This is a genomic window from Herbaspirillum lusitanum P6-12, assembly GCF_000256565.1.
GTDB classification, from domain to species: Bacteria; Pseudomonadota; Gammaproteobacteria; order Burkholderiales; family Burkholderiaceae_D; genus Herbaspirillum; species Herbaspirillum lusitanum.
Window position 1 is genome coordinate 1 of the sequence record NZ_AJHH01000010.1, and the last position, 9,983, is coordinate 9,983.

The 9,983-nt window shown below is 61.8% G+C and carries 11 protein-coding genes and 2 pseudogenes; 6 read left to right on the top strand and 7 right to left on the bottom strand.

Annotated elements, in window-relative coordinates; translation table 11 throughout:
• The 5 genes and pseudogenes from HLUSI_RS0100345 to HLUSI_RS0100365 all read left to right on the top strand — a co-directional run.
• Nucleotides 1–948 (top strand): ABC transporter substrate-binding protein (locus tag HLUSI_RS0100345; RefSeq protein WP_016832062.1); only part of this gene is annotated, 948 nt, incomplete at its 5' end.
• Between the two features lie 2 nt (nt 949–950).
• A complete protein-coding gene (locus tag HLUSI_RS0100350) occupies nt 951–1,805 on the top strand; it encodes an ABC transporter permease (RefSeq protein WP_016832063.1) in 855 nt (284 codons plus the stop codon).
• 13 nt (nt 1,806–1,818) lie between these two features.
• The gene (locus HLUSI_RS0100355) at nt 1,819–2,622 is read left to right on the top strand and encodes an ABC transporter permease (RefSeq protein WP_016832064.1); all 804 of its coding nucleotides are present in this window, start codon (nt 1,819–1,821) and stop codon (nt 2,620–2,622) included.
• A pseudogene (locus HLUSI_RS26285) lies at nt 2,619–3,712 on the top strand (ABC transporter ATP-binding protein). Before HLUSI_RS0100355 ends, HLUSI_RS26285 begins: the two are co-directional and overlap by 4 nt.
• Complete coding sequence (locus HLUSI_RS0100365) at nt 3,709–4,533, top strand: phosphodiesterase (protein WP_016832065.1); 825 nt, start codon at nt 3,709–3,711, stop codon at nt 4,531–4,533. Before HLUSI_RS26285 ends, HLUSI_RS0100365 begins: the two are co-directional and overlap by 4 nt.
• Before the next feature lie 13 nt (nt 4,534–4,546).
• Here the strand turns inward: HLUSI_RS0100365 and HLUSI_RS0100370 are convergent, their stop codons facing one another.
• The 5 genes from HLUSI_RS0100370 to HLUSI_RS0100390 all read right to left on the bottom strand — a co-directional run bounded on the left by HLUSI_RS0100370 (nt 4,547) and on the right by HLUSI_RS0100390 (nt 7,483).
• Nucleotides 4,547–4,873, bottom strand: a complete 327-nt coding sequence (locus HLUSI_RS0100370) for a barstar family protein (protein ID WP_016832066.1) — start codon at nt 4,871–4,873, stop codon at nt 4,547–4,549.
• Nucleotides 4,874–4,875: 2 nt separating this feature from the next.
• Nucleotides 4,876–5,316, bottom strand: a complete 441-nt coding sequence (locus HLUSI_RS0100375; protein WP_016832067.1) for an ExbD/TolR family protein — start codon at nt 5,314–5,316, stop codon at nt 4,876–4,878.
• Entirely contained in the window at nt 5,313–6,005 is a 693-nt protein-coding gene (locus HLUSI_RS0100380) for a MotA/TolQ/ExbB proton channel family protein (RefSeq protein ID WP_016832068.1), read from the bottom strand. The genes HLUSI_RS0100375 and HLUSI_RS0100380 overlap by 4 nt, the downstream gene beginning before the upstream one ends.
• A gap of 103 nt (nt 6,006–6,108) precedes the next feature.
• Nucleotides 6,109–6,927 carry a 4-hydroxy-tetrahydrodipicolinate reductase gene (gene dapB / locus HLUSI_RS0100385; protein WP_016832069.1) on the bottom strand — a complete coding sequence of 273 codons (819 nt, stop codon included), beginning with the start codon at nt 6,925–6,927 and terminating at the stop codon, nt 6,109–6,111.
• 43 nt (nt 6,928–6,970) lie between these two features.
• A complete protein-coding gene (locus tag HLUSI_RS0100390) occupies nt 6,971–7,483 on the bottom strand; it encodes an outer membrane protein assembly factor BamE (protein ID WP_016832070.1) in 513 nt (170 codons plus the stop codon).
• 80 nt (nt 7,484–7,563) lie between these two features.
• On the opposite strand from HLUSI_RS0100390, the gene fur reads away from it, so the two are divergent.
• Nucleotides 7,564–7,989: a ferric iron uptake transcriptional regulator gene (gene fur / locus HLUSI_RS0100395; RefSeq protein ID WP_029362949.1), complete on the top strand. Its 426-nt coding sequence runs from the start codon at nt 7,564–7,566 to the stop codon at nt 7,987–7,989.
• 164 nt (nt 7,990–8,153) lie between these two features.
• Here fur and hrcA read toward each other — a convergent pair whose 3' ends face one another.
• Both hrcA and HLUSI_RS26290 read right to left on the bottom strand, forming a co-directional pair.
• Nucleotides 8,154–9,191 carry a heat-inducible transcriptional repressor HrcA gene (hrcA, locus tag HLUSI_RS0100400; protein WP_016832072.1) on the bottom strand — a complete coding sequence of 346 codons (1,038 nt, stop codon included), beginning with the start codon at nt 9,189–9,191 and terminating at the stop codon, nt 8,154–8,156.
• A gap of 52 nt (nt 9,192–9,243) precedes the next feature.
• A pseudogene (locus tag HLUSI_RS26290) lies at nt 9,244–9,931 on the bottom strand (HAD family hydrolase).
• Between the last annotated feature and the right edge of the window lie 52 nt (nt 9,932–9,983).

The window sequence follows — 9,983 nt, forward strand, 5'->3', positions numbered from 1 at the left end:
TGTTCCGCGGCGCAAAACGTCATCTGCTACAACTGCCCTCCGGAATGGGCCGACTGGGCTACCCAGATCAAGATCATCAAGGAAAAGACCGGCATCACCGTGCCGCCCGACAACAAGAACAGCGGCCAGGCGCTGGCGCAGATCATGGCTGAAAAGGCCAGCCCGGTCGCCGACTTCACCTACGTCGGCGTGACCTTCGGCATCGAAGCGAAGAAGAATGACATCGTCACGCCCTACAAGCCGGCCGGCTGGAATGACGTACCTGCAGGCCTGAAAGATCCGGAAGGCTACTGGACCACGATCCACTCCGGCACCATGGGCCTGATGGTCAACGTCGATGCACTGAAGGGCAAGCCGGTGCCGCGTTCGTGGGCGGACCTGCTCAAGCCTGAATACAAGGGCCTGATCGGCTACCTCGACCCGGCCAGCGCCTTCGTCGGCTATGTCGGCGCGGTCGCCGTGAACCAGGCATTGGGCGGCACGCTGGACAACTTCACGCCCGGCATCAACTACTTCAAGGCGCTGCAAAAAAATCAACCCATCGTGCCGAAGCAGACCTCCTACGCGCGCCTGATCTCGGGTGAAATCCCTATCCTGTTCGGCTACGACTTCGACGCCTATCGAGCCAAGTACAAGGACAAGGCCAACGTCGCGTTCGTGATCCCGGCCGAAGGCAGCGTCACCGTGCCGTACGTCGTCAGCCTCGTGAAGAACGGTCCGAACCAGGCCAACGCAAAAAAAGTGCTGGACTTCCTGTTGTCCAATGAAGGCCAGGCCATCTGGGCCAATGCTTACCTGCGCCCGGTGCGCGCCTCGGCGATTTCGAAGGAGGCCGAAGCCCGCTTCCTGCCGGCCGCCGACTATGCCCGCGCCAAGCCGGTCGACTACGGCAAGATGGCTGAGGTGCAGCGTCAGTTCAGCGAACGCTATCTGGCGGAAGTGAAATAAGCATGTCGCTGCATTTGTCTCAATCGCGCCAACTGCATCGCAAGCGTCCCGGCCGCAAGGTCTGGATGTTTGCCGTGCCGGGCATGACGCTGTTCGCCGCGTTCTGGCTGTTGCCGATGCTGCGCCTGGTCGGTGTCGGCGCCAGCGGTCCGACCGGTGCAATGGCCTATCTGGCCGTGCTGACCAATCGCCATTATCTGTGGAGCCTGGTGTCGACGCTGTTGTTGTCGGGCGCGGTCACGGTGGCGACGCTGGTAATTTCGTCGCTGGTCGGCCTGTTCCTGCAGCGCAATCGTTTCCCCGGCAAGCCGCTGCTGCTGGCGATGCTGACGTTTCCGCTGGCGTTCCCAGGCGTGGTGGTCGGCTTCATGGTGATCATGCTGGCCGGACGCCAGGGACTGATCGGCGCGCTGACCGACAAGCTGTTCGGCGAGTCGCTGGTGTTTGCGTATTCGCTGGCCGGCCTGTTCATCGGCTATCTGTACTTCTCGATCCCGCGCGTCATCCTGACGGTGATGGCCGCCGCCGAGAAGCTCGATCCTGCGCTCGAAGAAGCGGCGCGGTCGCTCGGCGCCAATCCGCTGCGGGTGTTCTTCGACGTGGTGGCGCCGGCATTGATGCCGGCCCTGATTTCGTCGGGGGCGATCTGCTTCGCCACCAGCGTCGGCGCCTTCGGCACTGCATTTACGCTGGCCACCAACATTGATGTCTTGCCGATGGCGATCTATAACGAATTCACCAGCTACGCGAATTTCGCGATGGCGGCGGCTTTATCCATCGTGCTTGGCGTGATTACCTGGATCGCCCTGGCGCTGGCGCGTTCGCTGTCGGGCAGCAGTGTCCCCGCGACGGCATGAAGAAGGGAAACCAATGAAACACTCCCTGCGGTTTTATCTGCAACTGACGTTCACGCTGCTGGTGTGCGCTTTCCTGATCGTGCCGGTGGTGCTGTCGGTGCTGGCCGGCGTGACGGACAATTTCTTCGTCGGCTTGTCGAGCGGCTTCACGCTGCGCTGGGTCGCTCAGGTGTGGGACACCTATCAGATGACCATCTGGCGTTCCATCGCGATTGCACTGGCCTGTCTGGCGGTGACGCTGGTTGTCGGCGTGCCGCTGGCTTACATGCTGGCGCGCTATCGCGGCGGCAACAGCCGCCTGGCGCGCGTGTTCGAAGAGCTGCTCATGATGCCGGTGGCGGTGCCCGGGCTGGCGACCTCGCTGGCGCTGATCATGGCTTACGGCCAGTATCGCGCCTTCCGCGGCAGCCTGTTGTTCATCCTGGTCGGGCATGTGTTGTTCACGCTGCCGTTCATGGTGCGACCGGTGCTGGCGGTGATGCAGTCGTCGCAGCTGGCGGTGCTGGAAGAAGCCGCCGCCAGCCTCGGCGCCGGCATGCGCCAGCGCTTCTTCGGCGTGGTGATCCCGAACGCCGCCTCGGGCATCCTGGCCGGTGCGCTGATGGTGGTGACCTTGTCGATCGGCGAGTTCAACATCACCTGGATGCTGCATACGCCGCTGACCATGACCCTGCCGGTGGGACTGGCCGACGCCTACGCTTCGATGCGGTTGGAAGTCGGTTCCGCCTATACCCTGATTTTTCTTTTGATGATCGTGCCGCTGCTGGTCGCCATGCAATGGGCAACCCAGACCACGCGCACACGCGTACGCCTATGAACTCTTCTCTTTCCATCAGACTGCTTCAATGCGCCAAGACCTTCGGCAGCGGCGCACCCGCGCTGGAGCCGATCGACCTTGAAATCCATCCCGGCGAAACGCTGGTGCTGCTGGGGCCGTCCGGCTGCGGCAAGACCACCACGCTGCGGCTGATTGCCGGGCTGGAATTTCCCGACGACGGCGGCCGCGTGCTGTTCGGCGACGATGACGTCACCGACCTGCCGATTGAAAAACGCGGCGTCGGCATGGTATTCCAGAACTATGCCTTGTTCCCCAACATGACGGTTGGCGAGAACATCGCCTATGGCCTGAAAATCCGCAAGATGGCTGCAGCCGAACGCGCCGAACGGATCGATACGCTGCTCGACATGGTGCACCTGCAAGGCCTCGGCCATCGCCGCATCGACCAGCTTTCGGGCGGGCAAAAGCAGCGCGTGGCGCTGGCGCGCGCCTGGCGGTGGAGCCGCGCGTGCTGTTGCTCGATGAGCCGCTCACGGCGCTTGACGCCAAGCTGCGCGAAACCTTGCGCGCCGACCTCAACCAACTGCTGCGCAAACTCGGCATCACTGCGATCTACGTCACGCACGACCAGGGCGAGGCGATGGCGCTGGGCGATCGCATCGTCGTGATGGAGCGCGGCAAGATCGCGCAGATCGGCACGCCGCAGGATATCTACTATCGCCCGGCGTCGGAATTCGTGGCCGACTTCATCGGCACCATGAACCGGGTGAGCGGCGTGACGCGCGTCGGCCACCTGCAGATTCCCGGCGGCATCGTGCCGTTGGCGAATGCGAATGGGGCGGCGAATGGGGCTGCGGACCAACTGGCGACGGCGATGTTCCGTCCGGAAGACGTCGAGATCGTGCCGCTCGATACCGCCGGCGCGGAAATGTTCGGCGACGTCATGTCGACCTTTTTCATGGGCGACCGCACGCGTTTGCTGGTGGACATCGGCGCCGACATGCCGGTGATCGTCGAGACGCGCCGACGCGGCGTCTGGCACGCCGGCGAGCGCATCGGCCTGCGCGTGCCGGAGCACGCTGTGATGCAATTGCCGGTGCAATATTTTTCCGGGGAAACGCGCTCATGATCCTGTGCCAGATTTCCGACCTGCACATCAAGGCGCAGGGTAAAAAATCCTATCGTGTGGTCGACACCGCCGAGAGCCTGCGGCGCTGCGTGGCGCAGGTCAACCGCCTGAAACAGCGGCCCGATGCGGTGGTGTTCACGGGCGACCTGGTCGACTTCGGCCTGGCCGATGAATACGCGGTCTTGCGCGAATTGCTGGCGCCGCTGACGATGCCGTATTACCTGTTGCCCGGCAATCACGACGAGCGCGGCGCACTGCGTCGGGCGTTCCCGGATCATGCCTATTTGCAGAGCGCTTCCGATGCGGCGCGCATCGAATACGTGATCGAGGATCATCCGCTGCGCATCGTCACGCTCGATACCGTGATCCCGCGCTCCAGCAAAGGCGAACTGGCGGCGACCAGCATGGACTGGCTGGACCGGGTGCTGGGCGAGCAGCCGCAACGGCCGACCGTGATCGCCATGCATCATCCGCCATTCACTACCGGCATCGGACACATGGACGACATCGGTCTTGTCAATCCGCAATTGCTGGAGCCGGTGGTGCGTCGTCATCCACAGGTGGAACGGGTCCTGTGCGGCCACCTGCATCGCTCGATACAGGCGCGCTTCGGCGGCACGATGGCGTCAACCTGTCCGGGCGTGTCGCATCAGGTGGTGCTGGATCTGGATCCGCAGGCGCCGTCGCAATTCGTGATGGAGCCGCCGGGATTCCAGTTGCATTGGTGGGGCGGCAAGACGGGGCTGATCAGTCATACGGCTTACGTCGGTGAATTCGACGGGCCGTATCCGTTCTATGACGGCGATCAGTTGATCGATTGAGCGGGAGGGGGATTCAGAGCAGCGCCAGCTTCAGCGTGGCGGCTTCTTCGTAGTCTTCGCAGCGGTCGTTGATCATGGCGACGCAGAATTGCAGCTCTTCGATGATGTCCGGTGCGGCGGCGCGCAGCTTGTCGCTGTGCTGGACTTCGATGGTCAGCGCTTCGTTTTCCTTGAGCACGAATTTGCTCATGCCGTCGTCGTCGCGCAGGTAGCTCAGGCAATCGACCCAGGCATTCATGTTGTTGCCGTAAAAATCGGGGAAGCCGAATACGCTCGCGCATTGGCTGTGGAAGCTGTCCCAGTCGGTGATGAGTTCGCCGTTCAGGCGTGCTGTTGCCATGATTACTTCTTCTCTGTACTTGTTGTGTTTGGTTTCGGATCGGTCACAAAACCGAGTTTGTTCAGGCCGTTGCTTTGCGCCGCCGACATGACGTCGGCAATCACTTCATAACGGGTCGCCTTGTCGGCGCGCAACTGCACTTCGGGCTGCGGCTTCTTGCCGGCGGCCTCGGCCATGCGCCGCGTCAATTCTTCCAGTGTGACCGCCTGATCTTGCCAATACAGCTTGCCGGCGGCGTCGATGGAGACGCTGACGGTTTGCGGTTTCTCGGGAGCCGGCGCCGATTTTGCGGTCGGCAGATCGAGTTGCAGCGAATGCGTGAACAGCGGCGCCGAAAGGATGAAGATCACCAGCAGCACCAGCATCACGTCGACCATCGGAGTGACGTTGATTTCGGCCATCGGGCCGGCCTGGTGGTTGTCGTTGAAGCCGCCGAAACTCATGCTTCCCCCTTGCCGACGCGCTCGCCGGTGGTGAGGTAAGCGTGCAGGTCATGCGCGAAGCCGTCGAGTTCAGCCAGCGTCAGGCGGTTCAGGCGCGTGAAGGCGTTGTAGGCCAGCACCGCGGGAATCGCCACCACCAGACCCAGCGCCGTCATGATCAATGCTTCGCCGACCGGACCGGCGACCTTGTCGATCTGCACCGTGCCGCTGGCCGAGACCGCCGCCAGCGCGTGGTAGATGCCCCAGACGGTGCCGAACAGGCCGACGAACGGCGCGGTCGAGCCGACCGAAGCCAGCAGCGTCAGGCCGCGTTCCAGCCGGGCCGAAACGCGGTTGATTTCACGACGCAGCGTGCGCGTGATCAGTTCGCCGGGATCGGTGGCGGCATTGAGCGAGGGCGTATTTTGTTTGGAGGAAATGCCGGCGGCTTCGGATGAGCGTTGCGCCAGCGGGGTGAAGATTTCTTCGCTGTCGACGGTGCGCATGACGGCGATGGCGTCGGTCAGCGTGGGCGCTTTCCAGAAGCCTTCGAGCGCATTGCTGCCGCGACGGATGCGCCACGAGCTCCAGGTCTTGGAAAGAATGTAATACCAGCTGGCGACGGACATCAGCAGCAGAACATAGGCGACGGCGTGCGAAACGGCATCGCCTTGCGCCCAGTAATGGGCGAATCCAACGGTTTGTTCCATATCGTGTTCTCTAGGTTGGGAGCAGAAATAAATGGCAATCCGTTGGAGTAGGCATCCGCAAAAAGATTCGCTGCATCCGTTGATCAGATGCAGCGGCGGAAGACTACTTCAGTCCGAGCACGTCCTGCATGTCGTACAGGCCGGTTTTCTTGTCGGCCAGGAAACGCGCGGCGCGCAGGCTGCCGTGGGCGTAGGTGACGCGGCTCGAGGATTTGTGCGTGATTTCGATGCGCTCGCCGATGCCGGCAAACAGCACGGTGTGGTCGCCGACGATGTCGCCGCCACGGATGGCGGAGAAGCCGATCGACGACGGATCGCGTTCGCCGGTGATGCCTTCGCGGGCGTAGACGGCGACGTCGTCGAGCTTGACGCCGATGGCGTCGGCGATGACTTCACCCATCTTCAGGGCCGTGCCGGACGGCGCGTCGACCTTGTGGCGGTGATGCGCTTCGATGATTTCGATGTCATAGCCGTGCGAGAAGCTCTTGGCGGCCAGTTCCAGCAACTTGAGCGTGACGTTGACGCCGATGCTCATGTTGGGGGCCAGCATGATCGCGGTCTTTTGCGCGGCGGTGGCGATCGCGTCCTTGGCTTCCTGTTCCAGGCCGGTGGTGCCGATGATCATCTTGACGCCGCGCGCGACGCCATGCGCGGCGCAATATTCGGCGTGCCTGAGCGTGCCTTCCGGACGCGTGAAGTCGATCAGGAAGTCGGCGTTGGCGAGGCCTTTGGCCAGGTCCGATTCGATCGCGACGTTGGCGGGTTTGCCGAGGAAGGATGCCGCGTCGGTGCCGATGCTGGGCGAACCCGGCACGTCCAGGGCGCCGGCCAGCACCATGTCGTCGGCGTTCCGGATGGCTTCGATCAGCATGCGGCCCATGCGGCCGGATGCGCCGGCGACGGCGATTTTCAATGCGCTCATAGTGCTTGTACTTGTGGTTGCGGGTATTGCTGTACTGGCCAGCTTACTTGGAGGAGGACGGCGGAGCCGTGTTCGTCGGCGTATCCGACAGTTCCGGCATGGCGCCCTTCTTGGAGCCGGCGATCAGGGACAGATATTCCTGTTCGGTCGGCAAGTCGCTGCCGCCTTCGTAGCGTTCCATCAGGTTGTCCTTGAAGAACACCGACACGCGGCTGCTCATCAGTTCGCCGTTGCCCTTGGCCAGGCGGAATTCATAATCCCAGCGATCCGAATGGAACACGTCGGCCAGCAGCGGCGTACCGAGCACGAAACGCACCTGGTCGCGGGTCATGCCCGGCTTCAGTTGCGCCACCATCTCCTTGGAGACGAAATTGCCCTGCTGGATATCGATGCGATAAGGCTTGAGGAAGCCGAACAGGCTGCTCTTCTTCGAAACCTGCACGCCGGTCGCGTCGTGCGCTGCTGCGCCTTCCGCCGGTTTTTTGGATGCACAGCCGGACAGCAGGGTGCTCAGCGCGATCAGCGCCAGAGCGGTAGTACGGTAGGAAGGCAACATTCGCATAAAGATTTCAATTGGTTGAGCAATTGTGCTAAAACGCTATATGATAAAGCAGATAACCTGATTTTTACTGAAACATGCCTAATAATCCATCTGAACTGAAAGCCAGCGGCCTCAAGGCTACTTTGCCGCGTCTGAAAATCCTGGAAATCTTCCAAAACACCGAGGTGCGTCACCTCAGCGCGGAAGATGTCTACAAAATGCTGCTGGCGGACAATCTGGACGTCGGTCTGGCCACGGTCTACCGCGTGCTCACGCAGTTCGAGCAAGCCGGCCTGCTGCAGCGCAATCACTTTGAAACCGGCAAGGCCGTATTCGAACTCAACGAAGGCTCGCACCATGACCATCTGGTTTGCCTGGATTGCGGCAAGGTCGAGGAATTCTTCGACGCCGAAATCGAGAAGCGCCAGCTCAAGATTGCCCAAGAGCACGGTTTCGAGATTGCCGATCATGCGCTGGCCTTGTACGGTCACTGCAAGGATTGCCGCAAGACCAAGAAATAAGCATCCATGCCGGCCGGATTCAATCCGGACGCAGTTTGCAAAAACCATCCCGCCATCGCCGGATGGTTTTTTTATTGCCGCTTCGATGATGGCGGCCAGGGGTGTAAAGAAGGGTAAGCGGTGTGCAACAGTTCGCTGCAGTCCTCAATCCTGTTCAGCCGGACTCAGTTGTTGTTGCCGCTGAGTGCGCTCGACAGCAATTTGGCGGTGATGTCGACGATGGGAATCACGCGCTCGTAGGCCATGCGGGTGGGACCGATCACGCCCAGCGTGCCGACGATCTTGCCGTTGACTTCATACGGCGCGGTGACGATGCTCATGTCGTCCATCGGCACCAGCTGCGATTCGCCGCCGATGAAGATCTGCACGCCGGTGGCCTTGCTCGACACATCCAGCAACTGCATCAGGCTGGTCTTTTGCTCGAACATGTCGAACAGCTTGCGCAGCGAGGTCATGTTCGACGACAGGTCCGAGACGCTGAGCAGATTGCGCTCGCCGGAAATAACGACGTTGTCCGATTCGTCGGCCATCGCATCGCTGCCGGCTTCGACCGCCGCCTGCATCAGGCTGGTCATGTCGTCGCGCAACTGGCGCAGTTCGTTCTGCAGGCGCAGGCGCACCTCGTCGAAGCCGAGGCCGCCATAGTGCTGGTTGATGTAATTGGCCGCCTGCACCAATTGCGAAGGAGTGTAGTCGACCTCGGTCAGCAACAGACGGTTTTGCACATCGCCGCCGGGGCCGACGATGACCAGCAGGATGCGTTTTTCGGACAGGCGCAGGAATTCGATCTGCTTGAAGATCGACTCGCGCTTCGGCGTCATCACCACGCCGGCAAATTGCGACAGCGACGACAGCACTTGCGCCGCATTGGAAATGATTTTTTGCGGCGAGTTGATCTGCGAGCGTGATTGCAGTTTGGTTTCCAGCGTTGCCTCGTCAATCGCATCCATCGATTCGATCGTCAGCAGCGTGTCGACGAACACGCGGTAACCGCGCGGCGTCGGAATGCGCCCGGCGGAAGTGTGCGGACTGGCGACGAAGCCCATTTCTTCGAGATCAGCCATGACGTTGCGGATGGTTGCCGGTGACAGTTCCAGGCCCGACAGTTTCGACAGGGCGCGCGAACCGACCGGCTGGCCGTCGGCGATGTACCGTTCGACCAGGGCCTTGAGCAGGGTTTGAGCGCGATTATCTAGTTGCATGTCTTCATTCTAACGAGCAGGAAGCAGGCGTGCCAATATCCTGCCATATATATTACGCCGCCAGCCAGTACGCCAGTTCGTTGAGATCGGTGCATACCGCATCGGGACGCACATGCGCCGGCAACTCGCGCTGGAAGCGGTTCATCCAGACCGCGTGCAAACCGGCTTGCTGCGCCCCCAGCACATCCAGCGCCAGGTCGTCGCCGACATAGACGGTGTGTTCCGGCGCGACGCCGAGCGCAGTGCAGGCGGCGTGGAAGATGGCCGGGTCGGGTTTGGCGGTGCCGAACTGATGCGCGGCGATGGAGATTTCAAAATGTTCGGCCAGGCCGATGCGCGCCAGATCGGCGACCGTTCGACACCGTGCCCAGCTTCAGGCGCAGCTTCAACTGCTGCAGGCCGGGGACGACGTCGTCGAAGGGCGTGACGGCATTGCGGCCGGTGGTGAAAATCTCCATGGCAGGATCCGCCAGCGCGGGGTCTTCGCCATGCTCGGCCAGCACCGTGGTCAGCGCCGCATGGCGCAGCGCCCACAGGTTGATCTTGTAGGCCGGGTTGGTCTGCGCCAGCACCTGCCGGCGTGCGCGCAGGCTGAGGATGCTTTCGCGTTGCACCACGCCGGGCGCATGTTGCGTCAGCCATTCGTACAGCCGGGTTTCGGCAAGATGCAGCACCGGCTCGATCGCCCACAGCGTATCGTCGAGGTCGAACAGGACTGCCTGGATGTTGGTTTTGTTCATGAAATCGGTTCGGAATAGTCTGGGGGCCTGTTAACAATGAATTTGCGAGGCG

What these genes read in the sequence shown, in the direction of transcription:
- HLUSI_RS0100350 (WP_016832063.1), top strand. Translation starts at nt 951, where the DNA reads ATGTCGCTGCATTTGTCTCAATCGCGCCAACTGCATCGCAAGCGTCCC.
- HLUSI_RS0100355 (WP_016832064.1), top strand. Translation starts at nt 1,819, where the DNA reads ATGAAACACTCCCTGCGGTTTTATCTGCAACTGACGTTCACGCTGCTG.
- HLUSI_RS0100365 (WP_016832065.1), top strand. Translation starts at nt 3,709, where the DNA reads ATGATCCTGTGCCAGATTTCCGACCTGCACATCAAGGCGCAGGGTAAA.
- HLUSI_RS0100370 (WP_016832066.1), bottom strand. Translation starts at nt 4,873, where the DNA reads ATGGCAACAGCACGCCTGAACGGCGAACTCATCACCGACTGGGACAGC.
- HLUSI_RS0100375 (WP_016832067.1), bottom strand. Translation starts at nt 5,316, where the DNA reads ATGAGTTTCGGCGGCTTCAACGACAACCACCAGGCCGGCCCGATGGCC.
- HLUSI_RS0100380 (WP_016832068.1), bottom strand. Translation starts at nt 6,005, where the DNA reads ATGGAACAAACCGTTGGATTCGCCCATTACTGGGCGCAAGGCGATGCC.
- dapB (WP_016832069.1), bottom strand. Translation starts at nt 6,927, where the DNA reads ATGAGCGCATTGAAAATCGCCGTCGCCGGCGCATCCGGCCGCATGGGC.
- HLUSI_RS0100390 (WP_016832070.1), bottom strand. Translation starts at nt 7,483, where the DNA reads ATGTTGCCTTCCTACCGTACTACCGCTCTGGCGCTGATCGCGCTGAGC.
- fur (WP_029362949.1), top strand. Translation starts at nt 7,564, where the DNA reads ATGCCTAATAATCCATCTGAACTGAAAGCCAGCGGCCTCAAGGCTACT.
- hrcA (WP_016832072.1), bottom strand. Translation starts at nt 9,191, where the DNA reads ATGCAACTAGATAATCGCGCTCAAACCCTGCTCAAGGCCCTGGTCGAA.